Origin of the sequence: Collinsella ihumii, from assembly GCF_030385545.1 — a bacterium.
Taxonomy (GTDB): Bacteria; Actinomycetota; Coriobacteriia; order Coriobacteriales; family Coriobacteriaceae; genus Collinsella; species Collinsella ihumii.
Genome location: NZ_JAUEIQ010000003.1, coordinates 52,777 through 77,908 on the forward strand (window position 1 = coordinate 52,777; position 25,132 = coordinate 77,908).

At 65.0% G+C, this 25,132-nt stretch carries 17 protein-coding genes; 5 read left to right on the plus strand and 12 right to left on the minus strand.

Annotation, left to right across the window (positions count from 1 at the left end; translation table 11 throughout):
• Window positions 1-222 precede the first annotated feature (222 nt).
• Window positions 223-984: a class I SAM-dependent methyltransferase gene (locus tag QVN30_RS04085; RefSeq protein WP_289835563.1), complete on the minus strand. Its 762-nt coding sequence runs from the start codon at window positions 982-984 to the stop codon at window positions 223-225.
• A gap of 896 nt (window positions 985-1,880) precedes the next feature.
• Window positions 1,881-4,397: an excinuclease ABC subunit UvrA gene (locus QVN30_RS04090; protein WP_289835564.1), complete on the minus strand. Its 2,517-nt coding sequence runs from the start codon at window positions 4,395-4,397 to the stop codon at window positions 1,881-1,883.
• A gap of 167 nt (window positions 4,398-4,564) precedes the next feature.
• On the opposite strand from QVN30_RS04090, the gene QVN30_RS04095 reads away from it, so the two are divergent.
• From QVN30_RS04095 to QVN30_RS04105, 3 genes are all read left to right on the plus strand, one after another.
• The gene (locus QVN30_RS04095) at window positions 4,565-5,548 is read left to right on the plus strand and encodes a LacI family DNA-binding transcriptional regulator (protein WP_204588325.1); all 984 of its coding nucleotides are present in this window, start codon (window positions 4,565-4,567) and stop codon (window positions 5,546-5,548) included.
• 157 nt (window positions 5,549-5,705) lie between these two features.
• Window positions 5,706-7,685 (plus strand): PTS sucrose transporter subunit IIABC, encoded by a 1,980-nt coding sequence (locus QVN30_RS04100; RefSeq protein WP_289835565.1) that lies wholly within the window; start codon window positions 5,706-5,708, stop codon window positions 7,683-7,685.
• Window positions 7,686-7,751: 66 nt separating this feature from the next.
• Window positions 7,752-9,170, plus strand: a complete 1,419-nt coding sequence (locus tag QVN30_RS04105) for a glycoside hydrolase family 32 protein (RefSeq protein WP_289835566.1) — start codon at window positions 7,752-7,754, stop codon at window positions 9,168-9,170.
• A gap of 124 nt (window positions 9,171-9,294) precedes the next feature.
• Here QVN30_RS04105 and QVN30_RS04110 read toward each other — a convergent pair whose 3' ends face one another.
• From QVN30_RS04110 to QVN30_RS04120, 3 genes are all read right to left on the minus strand, one after another.
• Window positions 9,295-9,624 (minus strand): TFIIB-type zinc ribbon-containing protein, encoded by a 330-nt coding sequence (locus QVN30_RS04110; RefSeq protein ID WP_273343530.1) that lies wholly within the window; start codon window positions 9,622-9,624, stop codon window positions 9,295-9,297.
• Window positions 9,625-9,940: 316 nt separating this feature from the next.
• Window positions 9,941-10,531 (minus strand): HdeD family acid-resistance protein, encoded by a 591-nt coding sequence (locus tag QVN30_RS04115; RefSeq protein WP_289835567.1) that lies wholly within the window; start codon window positions 10,529-10,531, stop codon window positions 9,941-9,943.
• A 324-nt stretch (window positions 10,532-10,855) separates the two neighbouring features.
• The gene (locus tag QVN30_RS04120) at window positions 10,856-11,005 is read right to left on the minus strand and encodes a hypothetical protein (RefSeq protein WP_229254107.1); all 150 of its coding nucleotides are present in this window, start codon (window positions 11,003-11,005) and stop codon (window positions 10,856-10,858) included.
• Between the two features lie 66 nt (window positions 11,006-11,071).
• Between QVN30_RS04120 and QVN30_RS04125 the strand changes: the two genes are divergently transcribed.
• Together QVN30_RS04125 and QVN30_RS04130 are read left to right on the plus strand one after the other, a co-directional pair.
• Complete coding sequence (locus QVN30_RS04125; RefSeq protein WP_289835568.1) at window positions 11,072-11,401, plus strand: hypothetical protein; 330 nt, start codon at window positions 11,072-11,074, stop codon at window positions 11,399-11,401.
• A gap of 48 nt (window positions 11,402-11,449) precedes the next feature.
• Entirely contained in the window at window positions 11,450-12,406 is a 957-nt protein-coding gene (locus QVN30_RS04130) for a 2-hydroxyacid dehydrogenase (protein WP_289835569.1), read from the plus strand.
• 166 nt (window positions 12,407-12,572) lie between these two features.
• Here the strand turns inward: QVN30_RS04130 and QVN30_RS04135 are convergent, their stop codons facing one another.
• From QVN30_RS04135 to QVN30_RS04165, 7 genes are all read right to left on the minus strand, one after another.
• Window positions 12,573-13,571 carry a putative endonuclease domain-containing protein gene (locus tag QVN30_RS04135; RefSeq protein WP_204540066.1) on the minus strand — a complete coding sequence of 333 codons (999 nt, stop codon included), beginning with the start codon at window positions 13,569-13,571 and terminating at the stop codon, window positions 12,573-12,575.
• A 371-nt stretch (window positions 13,572-13,942) separates the two neighbouring features.
• On the minus strand, window positions 13,943-17,470 hold the full coding sequence (nifJ, locus tag QVN30_RS04140) for a pyruvate:ferredoxin (flavodoxin) oxidoreductase (protein ID WP_204540068.1): 3,528 nt from the start codon (window positions 17,468-17,470) through the stop codon (window positions 13,943-13,945).
• A 438-nt stretch (window positions 17,471-17,908) separates the two neighbouring features.
• Window positions 17,909-20,071 carry an ATP-binding cassette domain-containing protein gene (locus QVN30_RS04145; RefSeq protein WP_204540070.1) on the minus strand — a complete coding sequence of 721 codons (2,163 nt, stop codon included), beginning with the start codon at window positions 20,069-20,071 and terminating at the stop codon, window positions 17,909-17,911.
• A gap of 9 nt (window positions 20,072-20,080) precedes the next feature.
• On the minus strand, window positions 20,081-22,345 hold the full coding sequence (locus tag QVN30_RS04150) for an NHLP family bacteriocin export ABC transporter peptidase/permease/ATPase subunit (RefSeq protein ID WP_289835570.1): 2,265 nt from the start codon (window positions 22,343-22,345) through the stop codon (window positions 20,081-20,083).
• Window positions 22,346-22,807 (minus strand): hypothetical protein, encoded by a 462-nt coding sequence (locus QVN30_RS04155; RefSeq protein WP_066828940.1) that lies wholly within the window; start codon window positions 22,805-22,807, stop codon window positions 22,346-22,348.
• A gap of 9 nt (window positions 22,808-22,816) precedes the next feature.
• Complete coding sequence (locus tag QVN30_RS04160; RefSeq protein WP_154018713.1) at window positions 22,817-22,990, minus strand: hypothetical protein; 174 nt, start codon at window positions 22,988-22,990, stop codon at window positions 22,817-22,819.
• A gap of 126 nt (window positions 22,991-23,116) precedes the next feature.
• Window positions 23,117-25,024, minus strand: a complete 1,908-nt coding sequence (locus QVN30_RS04165; protein ID WP_289835571.1) for a PP2C family protein-serine/threonine phosphatase — start codon at window positions 25,022-25,024, stop codon at window positions 23,117-23,119.
• Window positions 25,025-25,132 lie beyond the last annotated feature (108 nt).

Below are 25,132 nucleotides of genomic sequence, written 5' to 3' on the forward strand. Positions count from 1 at the left end.
ATTCTATCAAGGAGAACTTGAATGTTTCTCAATATCTTGTTTTCTTCTGTGAACGGTATCACTACATGTTGTGTTTCCAAATGATAAACCCGCAGAACAGCCCGAAGCTTCCCAGCTCGAGGAGACCCTGTATCTTGAGCAGACGCGCACCCGGTCGGGACGGACCTCTCGGTAAACAACACATCCCCTCAACGGATGCTCAAGGGACGCTTGGCAGGCGTGCTATGCGGCAACCTTCTGAGCACGCAGGCGGATGCGCACGTAATCGACGATCCACCGTCCGTCCTGCCACAGAGAGGGACGGACCGCCTCAACCGCCTCGTCGACGATGCGTTGGGCGAGCTCGTCATCGACACCCTCGAACGGCTTCTTGAGGAACATGCGGATCCAGTTGGCCATGCCGTCGGCGCCCTCTTGCGGCGTGGGGCGGTCGAACAGCGTGGCAAAGGTCACGCGCAGGCCCGCCGCTTCCATCCGCGGCGCGTACTCGCCGATCGTCGGGAAATAATGCGGATGCCGATACGTCAGCCCATGGCGCGCGAACGCGTCGGCAAGCGCCGCATGAACCTGCGCCGCGCAGCCATTTCCGCCGAACTCGCAGACCAGCTGCCCGCCCTCCACCAGGTTGGCGGCTATGTTAGCGAGCAGCTCATCTTGGCGCTCGCCCTCGATCCAATGGAAGACCGCGTTGGAAAACACCACGTCAGCCGGCCGATCGAGCGTAAACGTCAGGGCGTCCGCCTGCTCAAAGCGCAACCCCGGATGGTCCCGACGCGCCGACTCGATCATGTCGGGCGAGGCGTCGATGCCCGTGACCTCGAAGCCGCGCCGCGCGAGCTCGGCAGTCAGCGCGCCCGTACCGCATCCCAGATCGACCACCCAAGCCCCCGGCTTCGCGTCGATAAGGTCAAGCACAGCTGACCCGTATTCGTGCACGAATGAAAAGCCCTGCTCATAGTCGTTGGCATCCCATGTGATGTTCATGGCATGTCCTCCCTTCAGCATGGACGCATGCGCAACGAGGATATACGGTTAGCCTCTCTCGGAGCACGTTCACGGCGTTCCATCCAATGAGATACCGCATTTGAAAACAACACGTCAATAGGCTGACCCCGAGATAGACCGGCTCCCTGTCGCTGAATGAAACGAGACGCAAGGTGGTATACTGGATATGCCAGCGAAGCCCGCTTGGAGTTAAGCTAGGCGCGGGCGGCGCGGGTTATTTATTCGAGAGCCCGGTTGCCGCCGGGCTCTTCTCATCTCCCTTCGTCATCCGTTATCGCGCTGTCTCTCCTTCCACCGGTCGTACAACTCGAAGAGCGTCTTCACGGTGCTCACGATGGTCGCGAGGGCTTTCAGGAGATTGATGATCATATCCATAGGCGTCGCCTCCCTATCGGTGGCGTCGCCCGCGCGCGGACTTCGCTGGCAATAATGAATATACCCAATACACTAAAATAGATGTACTATTCATTATCTTCCTTATTGTGGCAACAAGAAACCGCCTGTCTCCCTGGGCTCAACGATCCTGCTGCGCGGTCGGCATATTAAACGGCTGCGCCGCCCCATTCGGAAAGAACGACTCGGTCGCTGATAGCATCGCGGGCAACACTCCGGTACACGTTGCTCAGATTTTTTAGCAAGTCCCTGCCAGGCCACCGTGGATACGATGGCCCCTGCGACCACGGCGGGGCGGCAGCCGGGACATACCGTCGCCCCTGAACCACCCCACACTTTTTCATGAACAACCCCGCCCGGGCCGCCGTGCCCACGGAGGTCTAACAGGGGGTTTCAGCGAGAGCTCGCCCTGGGACCTCCACTCGAGGCCGCGGACACCAAGCCGTTGCGCGACGCTACGTCCCGCCTCCCATCTCGCCCGGTCACCGCGCTAGCTCCTCTGCGATATAGCGCCCGGTTATGCTTCCCGGGCAGGCGGCGACCTCTTCCGGCGTGCCGGCGCACACGATGCGCCCGCCGCCCTCTCCACCGCCCGGGCCCATGTCGACGATATAGTCCGCGTTGGCGATCATATCCAGATCGTGCTCGATCACGACCACCGTGGCGCCGTTGTCGATCAGCCGCTGCAGCACGCCGAGCAGCACCTCGACGTCGAGGGGGTGCAGGCCGATGGTGGGCTCGTCGAACACGAACAGGGCGTCGTTCTGCTTGCGCGTGAGCTCGCTGGCGAGCTTCAGACGCTGGGCCTCGCCGCCCGAGAGCGCAGGCGTCGCCTCCCCAAGCGTGAGATACCCAAGACCCAGATCGTGCAGAATCCTCAGCTTGGACTTGACCGTGCGCAACGTGGTCTCCGCGAGGACCTCGGACGCCTGGTCGACCGTGTAGGACAAAAGCTCCGGCAACGAGATGTCACCCGCGAGCTTGATGTCGTACGCCTCGCGCCCATAACGCGCGCCGCCGCAGTCGGGACAAGGGATGTCCACGTCGGGCAGGAACTGCACATCAAGCGAGATCTGACCCGTGCCGTCGCACGTGGGACAGCGCAGCGATCCCGTGTTGTACGAAAACGCGCCCGCCTTGAGGCCGCGCTCGCGCGCATCCGCGGTCTTGGCGTACGCACGGCGCAGGTCGTCCAGGACACCGGAGTAGGTCCCCACGGTCGAGCGCACGTTGGCGCCGATGGGCGTCGCGTCGATGAGGTTCGCCCGCGCGATGCCGTCCACCTCGACGCCGTGCACGTGCGCCGGGAGCGTCTCGCCCGCGATGGCGGCGCGCAGGGCCGGAATGAGGCTCTCCAGCACCAGCGTGGTCTTGCCGGAGCCGGAAACCCCCGTCACGGCGGTCAGCCGCCCGCGCGGGATATCGACCGAGAGCGGTTTGACCGTATGGATCGCATCCGTGTCGAGGTGGATGCGACCGTACGCGAACAGGTTCGACCCCTCCGCGCGCTCGCGCACGCTCACCCGCCGCGCACCGGACAGATACGGCCCGATACGCGTCGCCGGCGATGCGACGATGTCGTCGACGGCCCCCTGGGCGATCACCCGACCGCCCGCGGCACCCGACCCCGGGCCGATCTCGACGATATGGTCCGCATGGCGCAAGACGCGCACGTCATGGTCGACGAGCACGACCGAGTTGCCGTCGGCGAGCAGGTCGTCCACCACGCCGAGCAGGCCCTCCACATTCGAGGGGTGCAGGCCGATCGACGGCTCATCGAGCACGTAGAGCACCCCGCAGGTGCGATTGCGCACGGCACGCGCCAGCTGCACGCGCTGGCGCTCGCCCGTCGAGAGCGTCGAGCTTGCGCGGTCGAGCGACAGGTAGCCCAACCCGAGCTGCTGCAGGCGGCACATGGGCTCGGCCATCTCGTCGCAGATCGTCTGGGCCATAGGGCGCATGGCTTCCGGCATGAGCGCGGGCACGCCCGGCACCCACGTCGCGAGCTCATCGAGCGTCAGCGCCGTGGCGTCGGCAAGCGTCATGCCGTCGATCACCGGGCCGCGCGCCCGCTCGGACAGGCGCGTTCCGCGGCAGTCGGGGCAGACCTCCTCCTTGAGAAACCTCGCCACGCGCGCGAGGCCCTTCTCGTCCTTCGCCTTCGCCAGTGCGTTTTCGACCGTGTACACCGCGTTGAAGTACGTGAAGTCGAGCTCCGCGAAGTTGTCTCCTTTCTTGGCCTTGTACAGGATGTGCTTCTTTTCCGCCGGCCCGTGGAACACGATGTCACGCTCCTCGGGCGTGAGCTGGGAGAACGGCACGTCGGTGCGGACGCCCATCTCGCGCGCCACCTGCTTCATGAGGTCCCACATGAGGGTGTTCCACGGGGCGACCGCGCCCTCGTCGATGCTCAGCGACTCGTCGGGCACCAAAGACGACTCGTCCACGCGGCGCACCACACCGGTTCCGCCGCAGGTGGGACATGCCCCGCCGCTGTTGAACGCAAGGTCCTCCGCACCGGGCCCAAAGAACTCCCGCCCGCACGAAGGGCAGGTGATGGGCAGCATGAGCGCCACGTTCATGGAGGGCTCCGCGTGCGCGCCGCAGTGCGGGCACGCATGGCTGCCGAGCCGCGAGAACATGAGCCTCAGGTAGTTGAGCAGCTCGGTGGATGTGCCGAACGTGGAGTGCACGCCGGGGATGCCGGGCCTCTGGCGCAAGGCGAGCGCCGCGGGAACGTGAAGCACCTCGTCCACGGTGGCGCGCCCCGTCTGGGAGATGCGCCGGCGCGTATAGGTGGACAGCGCATTCAGGTAGCGGCGGCTGCCCTCCGCGTACAGCGTGCCAAGCGCGAGCGAGCTTTTGCCCGATCCCGACACGCCCGCGATCCCCACGAGCTGTCCGAGCGGGATATCCACGTCGATGTTCTTGAGGTTGTGCACGCGCGCCCCGCGCACCTGGATATGCGTTGGCTGCAGATAGTGATCGCTGCGCTTCATCCGCTCCCCCTTTTTCGTCTTCCCCAGTATAGAACCACGCGCACGCAAGCGGCCATCGCGACGGGCTGGGCGGCGCGGGCGGCTGTGCGTTCCGAAACGCCCGCTCTGCTGTGAAATCCTTCTCAGCCCCTGCGGTACAATGCAAGCGCACGACGGAAGGAACGAGCATGGATATCAATCAGATCGCCCAGATGGCAGGCGTCTCGCGCGCCACGGTCTCGCGCTACTTCAACGACGGCTATGTCTCCCAGGAGAAGCGCGCGGCCATCAAGCGCGTCATCGACAAGACCGGCTACGTTCCCTCCCGCCAGGCGAAGGTGCTGCGCACGGGCAAGACCGATATCGTGGGCGTCATCATCCCCAAGATCAACTCCGCGTCCGTCTCCCGCATGGTTTCCGGCATCACGCCGGTGCTCAACGATGCCGGCTACCAGGTGCTTTTGGCGAACACCGACAACGATGCGGCACGCGAGGTCGAGTTCATGCGCCTGTTCTCCGAGCGCCGGCAGGTCGACGGCGTCATCCTGGTCGCCACCATCTTCACTCCCGCCCACCTGGCGGCCCTGAAGGAGCTGAACACGCCGCTCGTCGTGCTCGACCAGAGCCTTTCGGGCTATTCGTGCGTGTACCAGGACGACTACGAGGCGGTGCGCGAACTGACCGGCCAGGTCCTCGCCACCGCAAAGGCACCGGCATACATCGGCGTGCTCGAGGAGGACGTTTCCGCAGGCGAGATGCGCCATCGTGGCTTTTTGGACGCCTGCCGCGAGTGCGGCGTCGAGGTGCCCGAGGATGCCCAGGAGCTCGCCGAGTTCACCGTGGACTCCGGTTATTCCTGCGCCGAGGCCATCATGCAGGCCCGCCCCCATACCGATGCGATCGTGTGCGCGACCGACTCCATCGCATTCGGCGCCTTGACCTACCTGCACGAGCACGGTCTGCGCGTCCCCGAGGATGTCCAGGTGACCGGCGTGGGCGACAGCGAGCTCGCGCAGGTCGTCACCCCGCGGCTCACCACGGTGCACCACCATTACAAGACCTCCGGGCAGGAGGCTGCGAAGATGCTGCTCGGCACCATGTCGGGCGATGACACCGTCGCGCGCACGGTCAAGATGGCCTACGAGATCGTCAGGCGCGCGTCCACGCGCTGACGGCATGCGCCGGATACCGTTCACCGACGCATAGCGACCGTTCAAAACTGGAATCGATTTCACATAGGCAAATCCCGCAGCAATGAAGTATTACTGAAATTGTGAGAACGATTACATATGAGAGCGTTCCCATATTCAGTCAGCGAAAGGGGTTTCCATGGCACTCGATTACACCAAGGCCGCCCAAGAAATCTTGGACGCCATCGGTGGCCCGGGCAACGTCGTCTCCGCAGCGCACTGCGCGACGCGCCTGCGTCTCGTCATTGCCGACGACTCGAAGATCAACCAGCAGGCCGTCGACAACGCGGAAGGCGCCAAGGGCAATTTCCAGGCTTCCGGCCAGCTGCAGGTCATCTACGGCACGGGCACCGTCAACAAGGTCTACGACGAGTTCATCAAGCTCGGCAACATCACCGCCGCCACCAAGGCGGAGGCAAAGGCCGCCGCGGCCGAACAGCAGAAAAACCCGTTCATGCGCGCCATCAAGCTGCTGGGCGACGTCTTCGTCCCCATCATCCCGGCCATCGTCGCCTCCGGCCTGCTGCTCGGCATCCTGAGCGCCCTGTCCTTCATGGACTCCAACGGCTTCATCACGCTCGACACCAACAACGCCTGGTATCAGATCCTGAACCTCGTGTCGAACACCGCGTTCACGTTCCTGCAGATCCTGATCGGCTTCTCCGCCGCCAAGGCGTTCGGCGCCAACCCCTACCTGGGCGCGGTCATGGGCATGCTGCTCATCAACCCCGGCCTGCAGAACGCCAACACCGTCGCCACCGACGGCGTGCTGCAGACCTACACGGTCATCCCCGGACTCTACAGCATCGACTGGACCGGCTACCAGGGGCACGTCATCCCCATCGTCATCGCGGCCGGCATCCTCGCGTTCATCGAGAAGCGCCTGCACAAGGTCGTGCCCGAAGCCTTCGATCTGTTCGTGACCCCGCTCGTCTCCGTCGCCGCCACGGCCTACATCGTCATGCTCGCCGTCGGCCCCGTCTTCGTGTGGGCGGAAAACGCCATCCTCGGAGCCATCCAGCTGCTGCTCACCCTGCCGCTCGGCCTCGGCTCGCTCATCATGGGCGCCCTCTACGCGCCGACCGTCGTCACCGGCATCCATCAGATGTACACCACCATCGACCTCGGCCAGATCGCAAGCTACGGCGTGACCTACTGGCTGCCGCTCGCCAGCGCCGCCAACATCGGCCAGGCCGGAGCCGCGCTCGCCGTCGCCCTCAAGACCCGCAACGTCAAGACGCGCTCGCTTGCGCTCCCCTCTTCGCTGTCCGCCTTCATGGGCATCACCGAGCCCGCGATCTTCGGCGTGAACTTGCGCTTCTTCAAGCCCTTCGTGGCCGGCTGCATCGGCGGCGGCCTGGGCGCCATGTTCGCCTCCATCTCGGGCCTCGCAGCCAACGGCACCGGCGTAACCGGCATCTTCGGCATCCTGCTGTGCCTCAACCAGCCGGTCCAGTACATCATCATGCTCGCCATCGCGGCGCTCGTCAGTTTCGGCCTCTCCTTCATGCTCTACAAGGATCCCGAGCCTGAGACCGCCGGAGGCGCCACGGTCCAGGCGGCCGTCACCGCGCCCGCTCGCGACGAGGCGGAGGCCGCAGCCCTCTCGTCTGCCGCCGCGAACGCCGCCGTCGCCGCCATCGACCAGGCGCAGCCCTCCTCGGCCCAGGCCGCAACGCTCGCGGCGCCCATGTCCGGCCAGGCCATCGCCATGTCCGAGGTCTCCGACCCCGTGTTCGCCAGCGAGGCCATGGGCGGCGGCATCGCCATCGTCCCGTCCGAGGGCAAGCTGTACGCCCCCGCATCCGGCACCATCATCGTGCTCGCTGAGACCGGGCATGCGGTGGGCATGAACACCGACGCCGGCACCGAGGTCCTCATGCACATCGGCATCGACACCGTCACGCTCGAGGGCAAGCCCTTTACCGCCCATGTGAAGGTGGGCGACCACGTCGAGGCGGGCCAGCTGCTGATGGATATCGATCTCGACTACATCAAGGCGCAGGGCCTCGACACGGTCACGCCCGTGATCATCACCAACACGGCCAGCTATGAGAGCGTCGCGCCCGTTGCGCATGACACGGTTGCCGTGGGCGACCCGATCATCACCGTCAAGTAAAACCCCTCCCTGCGGGCACCGGATACCCCATGCGGTCATCCGATGCCCGCGCTTGAAAGGATTCACATGGCACGCACGCGCTGGAGGATGGGATTTCACCTCATGCCGCCCGTCGGCTGGCTCAACGATCCCAACGGACTGTGCCAATTCCGCGGCACCTACCACGTCTTCCATCAGTACAGCCCCGATTGGCCGGCGCCGAACGCGCCGCGCGGCTGGGGCCATTTCACCAGCGAAGACCTCGTGCACTGGCGCCATCACGGCATGGCCATCGCGCCGGACACGCCGGAGGAGGCCACCGGATCGTACTCCGGCTGCGCCGTGGTGATGCCCGGCGCCGCCTCAGACGGCGGCGACCGGCTGCGGCTGTACTACACGGGCAACGTCAAGGAGCCGGGGGACTTCGACTACATCCGCACCGGCAGGCGCGCCACCCAGATCCTCATCGAAAGCGACGACGCGATGAGCTTGGGATCGAAGCGCGTCATCCTGCGCAACGAGGACTACCCCTCCAACTGCACCTGCCACGTGCGCGACCCGAAAGTCTGGCGAGGCGAGGGGCGCTGGTGGATGATCCTCGGCGCACGCGACACCTCCGATCGCGGCATCATCCTGCTCATGAGCTCCGAGGACGGCGTCGCCTGGACGGTGGCGAACGAGCTTCGCTCTTCCGAGCCGTTCGGCTACATGTGGGAATGCCCCGACCGCATCGTCCTCGACGGCCGCACCTATCTCTCCTTCTGCCCCCAGGGCATGGAGGGGCTTCCCTGGGCAAACGGGATGCGCGACCAGTCCGGATATGCGCCGCTGCCCGAAGGCTCCGACCTCAGCACCCCCGGGGTATCCATCGACACCGGCGCGTTTCGCCGTTGGGACGCCGGGTTCGACTTCTACGCCCCGCAGACCTTCGTCGATGAATCCGGGCGCACCGTGCTCATCGGGTGGATGGGCATGCCCGAGGCCCCGTTCGAAAGCGCGCCCGACGGCCTGCCGTGGTGCCACTGCCTCACCGTCCCGCGCGTGCTCACGCGTCTGGACGACGGCGCCATCGCGCAGACACCCGTCCCGGAGCTTGAGCGCCTGCGCGAGGCCGAGGAGCTCCTCATCGCCCCGGGAACCATGGTGTTTTCCGGACAGCGCGCAGACATCGAGCTGACCGGGATCGAAGGCCCGCTGCGCCTCACCCTCGACGGCGGGCTTGAGATCGCCTTCGACGGGCACGAGCTGTCCTGCACGTTCACGGAGGGGGCCGACGCTCTCGGAGCCGGCCGCACGCGCAGGGCGCTTCCGCTCGACCGCATGGGCGACCTGCGCGTTCTCGTCGACGGCTCCGCTGTCGAGATCTTTGCCGAGGGCGGCCGCGCCGTGATGTCGACGCGCTGGTTCCCCGTTGCAGATGCGCTGAGCGTGACGATCGAGGGCACCTGCGCCTCGGCGCGCGCCTGGCGCATGGGCGACGGCATGACGGGCTCCGTCGACGCATAGCGCGCCCGACGCCGACGTGTCGACATGCATGCGGCGTCGTGCGAATCGCACAAAAAGGCGCCCGCGGGGCATCTCCAAAAGATGTCCCGCGGGCGCCCATTGCGTTCGCGCGGCGATCGGGAGGCTAATCGTCCCCGCCGCCGAAGATCTCCATGATGTCACCGAATGCCGACATGGGACTGCTCTTCTTCTTTTTCTTGTACTCGCGGTACTCGCGCTCGCGGCGGTCATCGTAGCGTTTGTCATCGTAACGGCGGTCATCGTAGCGGCGGTCGTCTCGACGATCCTCCTCGTAGGCCGCGTACTCGCGCTGCGCGCTGCGCGCCCGCTCGACGATCTTGTCGAGCTCGCCGCGATCGAGCCAGATGCCGCGACACTCAGGGCAGTAGTCGATCTCAACGCCGTTCTTCTCGGACATCAGCAACGTCACGTCCTTGCATACTGGGCATTTCATGGGTACAACCGTCCTTTCCGGAGTCGAAGGTTGGTCCACTTGTACCCCGTGCGTCGGTTTTTGAAAACGAGACGCCGCGAATGAGCCGATGCTTCCCCGGATTCGGACCCTGCTCATTCATGAATGAACGGGGTCCTTTTCGACGTTTGCCCAGGATTCGCTTGATTGACCCCCGTACTCATTCATGAATGAACGGGTCGATGGGAGTGCGGCAGGAATCTTGGAGCGCCCCTCAAAATGACACGGCCCCGCATGCGGGAATGCGGGACCGTGAGGAAGGGGAAAGCAATGTTTACCGTGCTGTCGAGCGGTGCCTTCAGCGGTCGATGCGCTTCATGGACACCGCCTCGACCAGCAGCGTGATGCCGGCGATGACCAGGTATGCGGCAAGCACGTATCCGAGCACGAGGCTCGAGTACAGCGGCATGGCGATGAACATGGCGCCCAAGATGACGTTGATGACGCCGGTCACCGTGCCCGCCGTGGAGTTGGGCAGGCCGAAGTACTTCATCTGGCGCGCAAAGGAGATGCGCTCGAAGCCCGTCAGGATGAAGAGGAACGCGAGCAGGAACACCAGCGTGCTAGCGGTCAGGTAGACGGGCAGCAGCAGGAACATGATGCCGAGCAGCGCGTTCAGGATGCCGGAGACGATCAGCGCCGAGCTGCGGAAGAACTCAGGCGTGCCGAAGTAGGAGATCACCTGGACGCCGCCGTGGACGAACAGGGCCACGCCAGCGAGCACCTGGATGAACGAGTACAGGCTGTACGGGGCCACCGCGCTGAAGACGCCCGCGACGACGAGCAGGGCTCCCAAAACGCCCATCGCCGCCTTGGCCTGCTTGATACGGCTGTTCCACCGGTCTATGAAATCGCCCTTGTAGTCAAAATCGGAGTCGAACATCTGCATACATATCACCTCAACAAACAGGGCCCTTCTTCGTGAATCGAAGTTCCGAGAGCCCCCTGGTGACCTTCTTCTACCCGAACCTGACCCATATTTCAGAGGAAGCGAAAATGCTTGACCCACCATATTTCCCACACACTAGATAGGTTTTCTTAAGTACGACGACCATGCTTAAGAATCGCTGAACGATTTCCATGTCGTGCCGCCGCGCCCCGCGAACGCACGCAAAAAGCCCTGCCCGGGCATATGACGCAGGGCAGGGCTTTTGATGAAAGGAGAGGCAAATCGAATACGGGCAGAGAGGGAAACCCTACGGGACGAGAAACGCTACTCGGCGAAGCGGTTCTTGTGATCCCAGCTGTGGATGTAGAGCTTGTCGGACGTGAGGTACTCGTAGATGTCGTCGACGATCTCGATCCCGCCGGCGGCGTCGCACTTGGCCTTGCGGATGAGGGCGCGCTCGCCGGGGTAGTACACCTTGTCGGAGCCGGGGCCGGGCTTGACGGCGGAAAGCCCGGCGCGCTTGTGACGTCGGGACCCAAGGTGACGCGTTTCTCGCTGTATGTCTACGCGCGCCAGCAGGGCACCTGGATGGAGATGCTCGGCGTCGCCCCTGACGACGAGCCTGCCCTCTCGCTCTCCTCTGACGACATCGCCGCCCTGCCGCCGACCTTCATCGCGGCGAGCACCGATGATCAGGACGTTCCCTTCAAGACGTCGAAGACGCTCTCGCGGGCGGCCCCGAACGCGCGCATGATGACTGCCTACTACCTCGAGCATGATTTCAACCGCGACACGTCCAACCCCGCCGGAGCCCAGGCTTACGCGGCGGCCCTCGCCTTCCTGGACGCGCAGACGGCAGCAGACGCGTAACGGTTCGGTTCCTTGTCCTATCCACCCCTTTTTCGATTGGAGCTATCCATGAAGATCGCATTGCTTGAACCGCTCGGTGTCTCCGCCGATCGCATCGCCGAGCTGGCCCGTCCGTTGGAGGAGGCGGGCCATACGTTTACGTACTACGACACCAAGACGACCGATGCCGACGAGCTTGCGCGCCGCTCCGCTGACGCCGATGTGGTCATGATCGCCAACAACCCCTACCCCGCGCGCGTGATCGAGGGCGCGGACAACCTCAAGATGATCGCCGTCGCCTTCACCGGCATCGATCACGTGGGGCTCGATGCCTGCCGCGAGCGCAATATCGCCGTCTGCAACTGCGCCGGCTACTCCGACGTCTCGGTCGCAGAGCTCACCATCGGCCTGACTATCGACGTGCTCCGCCGTGTGGCGGAAGGCGACGCGGCCGCACGCAACGGCGGCACCTCCGCAGGCCTCGTCGGCCGGGAGATCCACGGCAGGACCGTCGGCATCGTGGGCACGGGTCATATCGGCATCCAGGCTGCCAAGCTCTTCCGCGCGTTCGGAGCCGACGTGCTCGGCTACGCGCGCCACAAGAGCTACGCCGCACAGGAGGCCGGTATCACGTTCGTCGGCCTCGACGAGCTACTCTCGCGCAGCGATATCGTGAGCCTGCATCTACCGCTGAACGACACGACCCGCAAGACCTTCGGCGCCGACCAGTTCGCGCAGATGAAGGACGGTGCGGTGTTCATCAACTGCGCACGCGGCGCCATCGTCGACAACGACGCGCTGGCCGACGCGCTCAACTCCGGCCATCTGGCGGGTGCGGGCATCGACGTCTTCGACACCGAGCCGCCGCTCGACCCCTCCTACAAGCTGCTCTCGGCCAATAACGTCGTGCTCACGCCGCACGTGGGCTTCCTGACCGAAGAGGCCATGGAGCGCCGCGCCGTCATCGAGTTCGACAACGTGCTCGCCTACCTCAACGGCACGCCGCGCAACGTCTGCACGCTGTAGCACGGCAGACCTTGCGCCGTTTAGAGCCTTCTTTTACTAACCCACCTCTTCATTCATGAATGAAGAGGTGGGTTAGTCATTGCTTTCTTGCGGAAACGCCGTTTTGGGCCGTCTTCGTTCATGAATGAACAACGCCGCCGATTCGCGGATGGCACCTCAAAGGCCCCTACACCGTTTTCGTCCCGAAGAGCTCTTGTCTAAGCTCGGCATTCTTGCTTTGAAATTCCTTGGTCTGGCGCATCGGCTTCAGGCCCATATGCTTACTAATCGTTGCCACAACCGATTCCAACTCGTTTTTTCTGAGCGTTTGATACCGTGTAAGGTCAAGTACGGTATATCCTGCTTCCAGCAGATGGGCCTTCCGCGCTGCATCAAGACCGAAGCGGTCGCTTCGGTTGTGAAACTCATCGCCCAGATATTCGACAATGAGCATGAATTCCTTCCAGAGGATATCTGGACGGCGTTCCTCCTGTTCACCGGCTTTACAGGCGACCACAGGCTCGTTCATGGTGGGAAGCGGTAACCCGTATCCCCCCATATGCCCCGGCAGCACCAACACGATCACAACGTTCGCTTCCTCAGGAGAGGCAGCCCCATCGACGACGAAATTGAGGAGTGTTCGCACTTTCCTTGCCCCGCGAATTCCCTGTGCCGCATCGAGATACTCCTTTGCCTCTTCAACCGTCATGAGAGGCGGGCGCTCACGAAGGCCGTCTTTGCTGTATCTATAAGTTCCTGTTAACTGATATAGGCATTTGAGAATCGAGACGTCGCTCATAGAAAGCGATGCTTTCATAAGGCACGCGATGGGAGAGAGCACATAGACGTTCGGTGCGATCCGTACAAACGTCTTCTCCGGATACGGAGGTCTCCAGAGATGCGCAAGAACCTGATTTGAGAACCGCTGTCGTTTATGCTCGTCAACAAGTACGTGAATGGGGGTCGAGCGAACTCCCAGGCGTTCCAGGACGTCTACTGGAAGCTTCGACGGGGCCACCATGTTTTCCACCGTGGACACGTACGCATTCGGGCTTATCGTGCGCGTCACCTCCTGCGCGCCAAACCAGTAGGCCAGACCGTGCGCATCGCAAAGAACCAGATTCGAGTCCCCGATCGTCCCTTTCACCATTGCCTCACCAGCTCCTCTTAGGTAGCCCCGCTGCATCTCCTTTGCGCGTAATGTTCCATATGCATCATACTAGTTCAACTTTAATATGAAGTTGGTTATTGCTAAAGAGATTGATTTTATACCAGTGGAATCTTACCGGATTCCAACAGCGCAGGTTATAGCCTCGTTGCCGCTTATGTCGATTCCTTCTGCACTCACTGGCATGAACCCTTGCCCTGTTCATTCATGAATGAAGAGATGGGTTAGTAATTGCTTTCCTGCGAAAATGCCGTTTTGGGCCGTCTTCGTTCATGAATGAACCAAGACACGATCCTGCTTGTTGGTCACGCAGCGCAAAAAGGGCCCCGGAGCAGATGCTCCGGGGCCCTTGCATCACGTTGACGATCGGTCAGACGCGAGGTGCGCTCTTACTCGTTGTACAGAGCGTTGAGCTTCAGCAGGTGCTGATAGCGGTCCATAGCGGCCTGCTCGTTCTCGGCGAACAGCTCCTCGGCGCGCTCCGGGAAGGAGCGGGTCAGGGAAGCATAGCGGGCCTCGTTCATCAGGAACTCCTGATAACCGCCCTTCGGCTCCTTGGAGTCGAGGGTGAACTTCTTGTCCGCAGCGGGGTTGAAGCGGAAGAGGTTCCAGTAACCGCAGTCGACAGCCTTCTTCATCTCCATCTGGCAGTTCTGCATGCCGCCCTTCTTGATGGAGTGCATCTCGCAGGGGCTGTAGCCGATGACGATCGACGGACCGTCGTAGGCCTCGGCCTCCTGGATGGCCTTGAGGGTCTGAGCCGGGTTGGCGCCCATGGCGACCTGCGCCACGTAGACGTAGCCGTAGCTCATAGCGATCTCGGCGAGGCTCTTCTTCTTGATGGCCTTACCAGCAGCGGCGAACTGAGCAACCTGGCCGAGGTTCGAAGCCTTGGAAGCCTGGCCACCGGTGTTGGAGTAGACCTCGGTGTCGAAGACGAAGACGTTGATGTTGTGGCCGGAAGCCAGGACGTGGTCCAGGCCGCCGAAGCCGATGTCGTACGCCCAGCCGTCGCCGCCGAAGATCCAGAAGGACTTCTTGGTGAGGTAGGACTTGTCGGCCAGGATCGCCTTGGCGGCATCGCAGCCGCAGGCCTCGAGGGCAGCGACGTAGGCCGCAGCGGCGGTCTTGGAGGCCTCGGCGTCGTTGCGGGCGTCGAGCCAAGCCTGACCGGTGGTCTTCACGTCCTCGGGCGTGCCGTCGGCAGCGATGAGCGCCTCGGTGTCGGCCACGAGCTTGTTCTGGACGGCCTCATAGCCGAGAGCCAGGCCCAGACCGTGCTCGGCGTTGTCCTCGAACAGGGAGTTGTTCCACGCGGGGCCGTGACCGTCCTTGTTGGTGGTGTACGGGCAGCGGGCCGCGGGGTTGCCCCAGATGGAGGAGCAGCCGGTGGCGTTGGAGATGAACATGCGATCGCCGCAGACCTGGGTCACGAGGCGAGCGTATGCGGTCTCGGCGCAGCCGGCGCAGGAACCGGAGAACTCAAGCAGAGGCTGCTTGAACTGGGAGCCCTTGACGTTGTTGGCCTGCAGGACGGGCTTCTCGGAAACCTCGGCGACGCAGTAATCGAAGACGGCCTGCTCGGCAGCCTCCTGCTCCTGCGGGACCATGGTGAGGGCGCCCTTGGGGCAGACCTTGACGCAGTTGGTGCAGCCCATGCAGTCGAGCGGGGACACGGCCATGGTGAACTTGAGGCCGGTGTCCTTCGGCATCTTGATGTCGAGGGTGCGCAGGTTCTCGGGCGCGGCCTCGATCTCGGCCTCGGTCAGACCGAACGGACGGATGGTCGCGTGCGGGCAGACGTAGGCGCACTGGTTGCACTGGATGCACTTGGTCTCGTCCCAGTGCGGAACCATGACGGCGACGCCGCGCTTCTCGAAGGCGGAGGCGCCGGTGAGGAACTGACCGTCCTCGTGGCCAGCGAAGGCGGAAACGGGCAGCTCGTCGCCCTGCATGCGGGAGATCGGCTCCATGATGGACTTGACCTGCTTGGCGATGGCGGAGCACTCGGCATCGGAGAGCTCGGCGACCTCGTCGGTGGCGTCGGCCCAGTCGGCGGGCACCTCGAACTTGCGGAACGCGGTGGCGCCGGCGTCGATGGCCTTCCAGTTGGCCTCGACGATGGCCTGGCCCTTCTTGGCGTAGGACTTCTCGGCGGCGGCCTTCATGTACTCGATGGCGTCGGCCGCGGGCAGAACCTGCGCGAGCGCGAAGAACGCGGACTGCAGCACCGTGTTGGTGCGCTTGCCCATGCCGACCTTCTCGGCCAGGTCGATGGCGTCGATCAGGTAGACGTTGATGTTGTTCTTGGCGATGAAGCGCTTGGCCTCGGCGGGCATGTGCGCGGAGAACTCCTCGTCATTCCACTGGCAGTTCACCAGGAAGGTGCCGCCGGGCTTGACGTCGCGGACCATCTTGAAGCCCTTGACGATGTAGGAGGGGTTGTGGCACGCCACGAAGTCGGCCTTGGAGATGTAGTACGGGGAGCGGATCGGGGAGTCACCGAAGCGCAGGTGCGAGATGGTGACGCCGCCGGTCTTCTTGGAGTCGTACTGGAAGTAGGCCTGGACGTACTTGTCGGTGTGGTCGCCGATGATCTTGATGGAGTTCTTGTTGGCACCGACGGTACCGTCGCCGCCGAGACCCCAGAACTTGCACTCGATCGTGCCCTCGGCCGCCGTGTTGGGAGCATCCTCCATCTCGGGCAGGCTGAGGTTGGTGACGTCGTCCACGATGCCGACGGTGAACTCGCGGCGCGGAGCGTCGGACTTGAGCTCCTCGTAGATGGCGAACGCGGAAGCGGGCGTGGTGTCCTTGGAACCCAGGCCGTAGCGGCCGCCGATGACGGTGATGCCGGTCTTGCCAGCCTCGTAGAGGGCGGAGACGACATCCTGGTACAGGGGCTCACCGATGGAGCCCGGCTCCTTGGTGCGGTCCATGACGGCGATCTTCTTGACGGTCTCGGGGAGCACGTCGACGAAGTGCTTGATGGAGAACGGACGGAACAGACGGACCTTGACCAGGCCGACCTTCTCGCCCTGGGCGTTCAGGTAGTCGATGACCTCCTCGAGCGTGTCGCAGAAGGAGCCCATGCAGACGACGACGCGGTCCGCGTCGGGAGCGCCGTAGTAGTTGAACAGGCCGTAATCAGTGCCGAGCTTGGCATTGATCTTGCCCATGTAGTCCTCGACAACGGCGGGCAGCGCGTCGTAGGCCTTGTTGCAGGCCTCACGGTGCTGGAAGAAGACGTCGCCGTCCTCGTGAGAGCCGCGCGCGGAGGGGTGCTCAGGATTCAGCGCGTGATCGCGGAACGCCTGGACGGCGTCCATGTCGCACATCTCGGCCAGGTCGGCGTAATCCCAGACGGCGACCTTCTGAATCTCGTGAGAGGTGCGGAAGCCGTCGAAGAAGTTCAGGAACGGAACCTTGCCCTCGATGGCGGCGAGGTGCGCCACGGGAGCGAGGTCCATGACCTCCTGGACGTTGCCCTCGGCGAGCATGGCGAAGCCGGTCTGACGGCAGGCCATGACGTCGGAGTGATCGCCGAAGATGTTGAGCGCATGGGAGGCGACGCAGCGGGCGGACACGTGGAAGACGCCCGGCAGGCCCTCGCCCGCGATCTTGTACATGTTCGGGATCATGAGCAGCAGACCCTGAGACGCCGTGTAGGTCGTGGTCAGAGCACCGGCACCGAGCGAACCGTGGACGGTACCGGCAGCACCGGCCTCGGACTCCATCTCGATGACGTTAACGGGCGTACCGAAGATGTTCTTCTTGCCCTGCGCGGCCCACTGGTCGACATGGTCGGCCATAGGGCTGGACGGCGTAATCGGGTAGATACCCGCAACCTCGGTGAACGCATACGATACGTATGCGGCCGCCTCGTTGCCGTCCATAGACTTGAACTTACGCGCCATATACCCCTCTCCTCTCAAGTTGGGTGTACATGTTCCGGAAGCGTCCGCCCCCGGTGATTACCATGCATGGATACCTTCCGGCGATCTGGATGGCATCAGTGGACAAAAATCCGCATGCAGGATTATTGTACTCCGAACACCGGAATAGACATACGAGATCTGGGGCAGTTTTTGTCCTGCGGAATTGTTATCGGTACCAGCGGTTTGGTTGCCTTCGGCTGACCGCGTGACCTTCAGCAGGAGCGAAAAAGAACAGCCGCGGCACACTGCGCGCAATATCTGTTTTCAATCCCAACGGCACCGCATTCGTTCCGTTGCCCGTCCGGCTCGTTTGACCCCGCCGGGAGATGGGTCATTTGGGGACGGGTTCGTTCCAGCCCATCGGCGGCTGTGCAGATCACCGATGGGTTGGAACGAACCCGTCCCCAAATGACCCATTCACACCTGCTGGCGGGCGACCAGGTCGGCGAACAGCCCGCCGCGCTCGACGAGCTCGTCGTAGGTGCCGTCCTCGACGATGCGCCCGCCGTCGAGCACGACGATGCGGCTGCAGGCGCGAATCGTCGACAGGCGGTGCGCGATGACGAGCCTGGTGCACTTCAGCGACTCGAGCGAGTCCGACACGATCTTCTGCGTCACGTTGTCGAGTGCGCTCGTCGCCTCGTCGAACATGAGGATCTTGGGTTTGGCGGCGATGGCGCGCGCGATCATGATGCGCTGGCGCTGCCCGCCCGACATGCCGCCACCGCCCTCGGTGACCATCGTGTTCATGCCCATCGGCATCGCATCGATATCGTCGGAGAGGCCCGCGAGCTCGGCGGCCTCCCAGGCCTGCTCGAGGGTGAGGCCGGGCGCCGATATGGCGATGTTGTCGTAGATGCTCCCGGCGAACAGCCTGCCGTCCTGCAGCACCACGCCGATGCGCTTGCGCACGCTTCCCGCGTCCACGCTCGCCAGGTCGCGCCCGTCGTAATAGACCGCGCCACGCTGGGGCCGCTCGAACCCGAGCAGCAGGCGCATGAGCGTCGACTTGCCGCAGCCGGTCTTGCCCACGACCGCGACGTACTCCCCAGGACGGACCTTGAGCGTCAGGTCCTCCAGCACCGGCCGGTCGTCGCCGTAGGCGAACGTGACGTGGTTGAGCTCGAACCCGCCGGACATGCGCTCGAGGGCGCGCTTGGACTCCGAGGTCTCCGGCACCGTCTTGAGCAGCGGATCCGCCATCGACAGGTACGGACGGATGCACGCCATGTTGACCGCCGCCGCGCCGAGCGCCGCAAGCGCGGCGGAGACCGCGCCGTAGGCGGAGGTGAACGCCATGTACTCGGCAACCGAAAGACCGCCCGCCGCGGCGCTCAGGTAGAACACGATCGTGCCCAGCGAGGCGACGGCCATCTGGATCGTCGAGGAAAGGCGCGTGAGCACCGGCCCGTTGTAGGTGAGGCGCGCCTGCCGGTGGTAGAGGTTCGCCCAGGTGGCGAACGCGCGCTTCTCGGCACCGACGAGCTTGATCTTCTGCAGGCCCTCGATCAGGGCGTACTGCCAACCCGACAGGCGGGCCCCGAGGTCGAGGCGCCGCGCGGTCACGCGCATCTGCGCGGCGGCGACCAGCGCGGTCACCGCCGTGGTGAGCAGCGCCACCCCGACGGTCGGTGCCGCCATGGCCGGCGCGATGGCGGCGATCTGGCCCACGTAGGCCATCGCGAACAGCGCGTTGAGGAGCGCGGTCAGCACGACATCCTGGATGAGGCGCCCGACTTCGCCCACGATGGCCAGGCGCTCGGACAGATCGCCCGTCTGATAGCGCGAGAAAAACGATGCCGGCAGCGACAGGGCGCGCATCATCATCGCCGCGTCGAGCGGCACGCTGAGCTTGGTCGAGATGCGCGCGAGCACGATCTGCCTGATCCCGCCCACGATGACCTGCGCCACGAGCACGCCGACGAGCAGCACCGCGAGCGGCGCGATGATGCTCGCCGTTCCCGCCTCGACGACCGGACCGAACACGATGCGGTTCACGAGCGGTGCGACCATGCCGAGCGCCGTCGAGGCGGCGGCCGCGCAGATGAGCGCGATGATGTCGCCGCGGTCGAGGGAGCGCGCCATGAACAGCAGGATGTCGCGCACGCCCAGCTCGCGCTGGGGCAGCGGCCGGTAGAAGCACCAGGCCTCGTCCGCCAGGCGCTTGGCGCTGCGCTCGTTGACGCGCACGGGCCCCATGCCGTCGATGAACTGGTAGCCGCCGCGCGCCAGCGGGATCAGCGCCACGGGCAGCCCGTCGTCGGCAAAGCCGAGCATGGCCCCCATGGCATCGCGGTACCATGCGCCGGACAGGCGGACCGGGCGGCACATGATGCCCGTCGAACGCAGGCGCTGCTGGATGAGCTCGTCCATGCTCTTCACGCCGCGCGGCGTCTCGCCGCCCTCGACCCCGTAGTAGGCGAGCACGTGATCGAGCGCGCTGCCCGCCTGCACGAGACGGGAGGCGCCCTCGGCGGTCCGCGCGCCCGTCACCGCGTCGGACAGGCGGTGCAGCGCCTGCTCGAGGCGCTCATCGTCGAAGCGGCGGCGCGCCTCGACCTGACTCTCGAAGAGATCCATGCGCACCCCCTACTCCGCCGTGACCAGCCGCTCGTACAGACCGCCCGCGCCCATGAGCCCATCATGGGTTCCCCGCTCGACCACCCGGCCGCGATCGAGCACCACGATCTCGTCGCAGTCCCGAATGGCCGACAGGCGGTGCGCGATGACGATCAGCGTGATGCCGCGGCGGCGGATGGCGCGCATGACCTCCGCCTCCGTCTGGGCGTCCAAGGAGCTGGTCGCCTCGTCCATGATGAGGATGACCGGATCCGCGGCCAGCGCGCGGGCGATCTCCAGGCGCTGCCGCTGGCCGCCCGACAGGTCGCGCCCGCCCTCGGCGAGCACGCCGTCGTAGCCGCCGACGCGCCGCATGATGTCGTCGTGGACCTGCGCGTCGCGGGCGGCGAGCAGGACCTCGAAATCCTCGATCGACTCGTCCCACAGGCGGATGTTGTTCGAGATCGTGTCGTTGAACAGCGTGATGTCCTGGTCGATCACCCCGATCGAGGCGCAGCGCGCCGAGCGCGGCACCTCCTCGAGCGGCGTGCCGTCGAGCAGCACCGATCCCGACCAGGGGCGGTACAGGCCTGAGATGAGCTTGGAGATCGTCGACTTGCCGCAGCCCGACGGGCCCACGAGCGCGATGCTTCGGCCCGGCTCCACGTCCAGGGAAAAATCCTCGAGCAGGGGCTCGGCGAGCGGCGAGTAGCCGAAGGTCACGTGGTCGAGCCGCACGCCGCCGCGCAGCTTCCCCATGAACAGGCCGGCCGCGGGCGGGCGCTCTGCCGAGGGTGTGCGCTCCGCCGCGGCCGTGCGCTCACCCGCGGCATCGTCGTCGCGCTGCGGCTCGTCCTCGGCGCACAGCGGATCGGTCGGATAGTCCATCACGTCCTTCAGCCGCTCCATGTCCGTGCGCATCTCCTGAAAGGCCTGCAGGCTCTCGATGAGCCCCTGGACGGGGGCGGCGAACTGCGCGGCGAACCCCTGGAAGGCCAGCAGCATGCCGACCGACAAGTCGCCCGCGATGATGAGCCAGGCGCCGAACACGAGCACGGCGATGTTCGCCGTGCAGGTCACGAGCTGCGGAACCAGGCCGAGATACTGGTCGATGCGCGCATAGCGCACCGTCTGCGCGTTGGCGTTCGCCTGAAAGCCCGCCCACCTGCGGAAAAAGCCCGTCTCCACGCCGGAGGCCTTCAGGGTCTCGACCATCGAGATGCCCGCCATGGTCGCGGCGGCCAGGTTGGCCTCGTCGCGCATCTGCACGCGCGCGATGTTGACGCGGCGCGCCGAGATGACGAGCGCCATCGCGACGTTGACGGCAACCGCCGCGATGCCGACGGCGGACAGCAGCGGCGAATAGGCGACCATGAGCACGAGATACGCCACGACCATGGCCGCGTTCACCAGAAGCGGGGTCAGGATGCCCACGATGGTCTTGGCGATGCCGGCGTTCGTCTGCGCACGGGCCATGATGTCGCCCGCGGCGCGCTGCGAGAAGAACTCCATCGGCAGGTGCAGCACATGCCAGAAAAACGAGGCCGCCGACGATACGGCCATCTTGCCCTCCAGGCGCAGCAGGTACACCGCGTTGAGGGCAGAGGTGACCACCTGCAGCAGGTAGGCGATCGCCAGCGCGCCCACGAACGGGACGAGCCAGTCGGGATTCGTCCCCGTGATGATGCGATCGGTGAAAACCTGGGAGACGGCGGGGGCGACAAGCCCCAGCAGCGACACGATAGCGCAGGTCAAGGTCACGAACAGCACCAGGGAACGCGTGCCGTGGAGGCGACGGCCGGCAAAGGCGGCGATGGATGCGGGCGCGCCGCCCGGCATGAATTCCGGCCCCGGCTCGAGCGCCAGCACGATGCCGGTGAACTCCCGGTCGAACTCCTCGAGGGGGACGCGGACCTCTCCGCGGGCGGGATCGTTCAGATAGGCGAAGGCGCCATTGAAGCCGCGCAGCACCACGAAATGGTTGAACCCCCAGTGCACGATGCAGGGGAACTCGCCCTCTTCGATCAGGGCGTCCATCTCATAGCGGAACCCCTGCGCATCGAACCCGTATGCACGCGCCGCACGCAGCATGTTCGCGGCCGACTGGCCGTCGCGCGAGACGCCGCAGTCGCGGCGCACCTCCTCGAGCGGCAGCCATTTTCCGTAATAGGCGCACACCATGGCAAGGCAGGCGGCCCCGCATTCGAGGGCCTCCATCTGCATGATCTGGGGAATGCGGCGCGCCAGCCCCCGCATGGGGGCACAGGCGCGCCGCCTGGCGAGCCTGCCGGTCATCTACGCCCCCGACAACAGCTCGAACGGCGAGTAGCTCTTGACGACGACCGTGCAGTCGTAGGTGCCCACGGGCAGCTCTATGAATGCCGTGCCGACGTCGTACCAGCCGCTTTCGGGAGCCGTCGCATCGGGAACCGTCACCATGGACGCAAGCACGGGGGTTCCGCCCACCGATCCGATCGTCCCGGAGACGTCACCGACCCGCACGGTGTCCCCGCGTGACAGGTCGGATGCCTTCTCGGAGTCCATGTAGCACGTCGCCCCGTTGCGGCCCACCACGATCACGGCATCCTGGGTGTCCTCGAGTCTTCCGAACACCCCCCACACGACACCGGCGGCAAGCACCAGGATAACCGCTAAAACGATCATCCAGGCGCCCGGGTTCGATACCTGGATGTAGTCGTCCAGGTGCTCCGGTGACCGCATGTGCGCCAGGCTCTTGTCCCGAAACAGGCTCGCCATATACGTCGATTAGCGCATGCCGGGCTTGGGGCGGGAGATGTAGCCGAGGCCACCCACCACGCCGTCAAGCAGCGCGTCCTCGAGGGGCTGAGCGCCCCGATGCTTCACAGGACGGGTTTCGGCAAGCTTCTCGTCCGAGCGCTCGCGAAGGTCCTGCGACGCCTTGATACGCTTGTTGTCCATTTCGCCCTCCTTAGCTTCAGGCCGACGCGCGGGAGCGCCGGCAATCTCATAATGCTATCCCAAAGCCGCTGCCCCGCGCCCCCTTGCGGGAAGCCGGAGCGAAAAGCGGAGCCGCAGCCTATGGAATCAGTGGTCGTCGCCTCGATCGGCGACATCCGCGGGATCTGCCGCGGGACCCGCCTGGTCCGCTGCGGGCCAGGCCTCGCAGCGAAGCGCGAGCACGGTGATGTCGTCTGCCTGCGGCGCGGCGCCGGCGAAGGCGTGCACGCCCGCGAGCACCTCGTCCACAAGCTCGCAAGGCTGCTCGCGGCCGCAATCCGCAAGCAGGCGTTCCAGGCGCTCCTCGCCAAAGCAGGTGCCCTGCTCGTCCATGGCCTCGGTCACGCCGTCGGTGTAGAGCACCAACATGTCGCCCGGAGCCATGGTGCGCGAGAACTGGCGGTACGGCAGCCCGTCGAAGGCGCCGAGGACCATGCCCGAACGGTCGCGGATCCAGCAGACGCCGCCGTCCGCGGCGAGATACGCCGGCGGGTTGTGGCCGCCGCACGCGAAGGCGAGCTCGCGCGTGCCGAGGTCGAGCACGCACAGCCACACGGTGACGAACATGCCCTGCTCGTTGTCGTGGCACAAGTCCGCGTTCGCGCGGCTCATGGCCTCGGCGGGCTCCAGCCCCTCCATGAGGAGCTGCTTCAAGATCGCCTTGGCGCGCATCATGAACAGCGCGGCGGGCACGCCCTTGTCGGACACGTCGGCGATCACGACCGCCAGGCGCGCATCGTCGACCATGAAGAAATCGAAGAAGTCGCCGCCGACCTCCTTGGCGGGGCTCATGGACGCGGCGAGCGCGAATCCGCGACCGCCTGTGAACGGCGGCACGACCTCGGGCAGCGCGGATGCCTGGATGCGCGAGGCGACCTCGAGCTCGGAGCGCACGCGCTCCCGCTCGCGCTCGAGGCCGGCGATGTTCTCGACATGCGCCTCGGTCTCATCGATCATCTCGGCGGTCCGGTCGGCAAGGATGCCCACCTCATCGCGCGGCCAGGCCTCGGAGCGGATCGCCGTCGCGGTCGCCACGTCGTGGGTGAGCGCGTACTCGGTCATGAGCCGGGTCAGGCCGAGCAGCGGGTTCACGAGGGTGGAGCGGAACAGCACGAGCAGCGCCGCCAGACAGACCACGTAGACCGCCACGGTGATGGCGAGCGTCGGCACCATCTGAGCCATGACCGCTTCGTTGAGGTCGCCCGCGGGGATGGACGCCACGCACAGCCACGACTTCGCGTGAACCGAGGAGATCGGTACATACATATAGTAGGTGGAGCCGTCCGGCGAGATATCGAGCGAGGCTAGGGTCTTCCCGCTCTCGAATGCCTGCCAGAGCCCGGGATACTGGTCGCGCGGGCGCTCGAGGACATCGCCCAAAAACGGCTGGTCCCCCGCCTCGACGCTCTCGTCCCCCGATGCGCCGGCCGCCACGCAGGTGACCGTCTGGCCGTCGTCGTTCGGCATGATGAAGGCGAAGTCGGAAAGCTGGTAGGCTTCCTTCATGCGGCTCAGCATATCCTGCAGCGAGTAGAAATACTGCGCCACGAGATACCGGTTGTACTCGTCGAGCGCCGCGTTGGCCTGGGCGTAGAGGCCCGCGGCCGCCTCCTCGCCCTGCGAGGCGCGCATCTGGTCGTACTGCTCGAACAGCCCGTTGTAGGTGGCCAACACCTCGTCAAGTCGGGCGATGAACTCCTCGTAGTCCGTCTCGCGGTTGATGATGTCGCCCATCTCGACCCAGCTGTCGTAGTCCTCGCCGGCGTCATAGCCGTTCTGGGAGGCCGACGCGCCCGCATAATCGGCGAGCTGGGCCAGGCGATTCGCCTGCGTGTCGAGGTAGGTCGTGCGGACGCTCGTGTGGATGAAGATCGCCGACAGGGTCACGGCGATCAGGGCGAAGATGGCGAACGCGGCGATGATCCGGCGCGTCAGGCGTCCCGAGCGGGCGTCGCTTTTCTGGGTGCGGTCGAGCTCCTCGTCGCCTCGTGCCATGTCCTGCCACCCCTTCGAACCTGCGCCCGACGGCGCACAGCATAACGACTGTATCTTAGCCGCCATCCGTGCAAAGAAGAACCGGTGAAGGGAGCGAGGGGAACGAAT

Excerpts from the sequence above, each read along its gene's own strand:
- QVN30_RS04115 (WP_289835567.1), bottom strand. The coding sequence starts at position 10,531 with ATGCAGATGTTCGACTCCGATTTTGACTACAAGGGCGATTTCATAGAC.
- QVN30_RS04105 (WP_289835566.1), top strand. The coding sequence starts at position 7,752 with ATGGCACGCACGCGCTGGAGGATGGGATTTCACCTCATGCCGCCCGTC.
- QVN30_RS04145 (WP_204540070.1), bottom strand. The coding sequence starts at position 20,071 with ATGGATCTCTTCGAGAGTCAGGTCGAGGCGCGCCGCCGCTTCGACGAT.
- QVN30_RS04135 (WP_204540066.1), bottom strand. The coding sequence starts at position 13,571 with ATGCAGCGGGGCTACCTAAGAGGAGCTGGTGAGGCAATGGTGAAAGGG.
- QVN30_RS04100 (WP_289835565.1), top strand. The coding sequence starts at position 5,706 with ATGGCACTCGATTACACCAAGGCCGCCCAAGAAATCTTGGACGCCATC.
- nifJ (WP_204540068.1), bottom strand. The coding sequence starts at position 17,470 with ATGGCGCGTAAGTTCAAGTCTATGGACGGCAACGAGGCGGCCGCATAC.
- QVN30_RS04155 (WP_066828940.1), bottom strand. The coding sequence starts at position 22,807 with ATGGCGAGCCTGTTTCGGGACAAGAGCCTGGCGCACATGCGGTCACCG.
- QVN30_RS04165 (WP_289835571.1), bottom strand. The coding sequence starts at position 25,024 with ATGGCACGAGGCGACGAGGAGCTCGACCGCACCCAGAAAAGCGACGCC.
- QVN30_RS04160 (WP_154018713.1), bottom strand. The coding sequence starts at position 22,990 with ATGGACAACAAGCGTATCAAGGCGTCGCAGGACCTTCGCGAGCGCTCG.
- QVN30_RS04130 (WP_289835569.1), top strand. The coding sequence starts at position 11,450 with ATGAAGATCGCATTGCTTGAACCGCTCGGTGTCTCCGCCGATCGCATC.
- QVN30_RS04110 (WP_273343530.1), bottom strand. The coding sequence starts at position 9,624 with ATGAAATGCCCAGTATGCAAGGACGTGACGTTGCTGATGTCCGAGAAG.
- QVN30_RS04090 (WP_289835564.1), bottom strand. The coding sequence starts at position 4,397 with ATGAAGCGCAGCGATCACTATCTGCAGCCAACGCATATCCAGGTGCGC.
- QVN30_RS04085 (WP_289835563.1), bottom strand. The coding sequence starts at position 984 with ATGAACATCACATGGGATGCCAACGACTATGAGCAGGGCTTTTCATTC.
- QVN30_RS04095 (WP_204588325.1), top strand. The coding sequence starts at position 4,565 with ATGGATATCAATCAGATCGCCCAGATGGCAGGCGTCTCGCGCGCCACG.
- QVN30_RS04150 (WP_289835570.1), bottom strand. The coding sequence starts at position 22,345 with ATGACCGGCAGGCTCGCCAGGCGGCGCGCCTGTGCCCCCATGCGGGGG.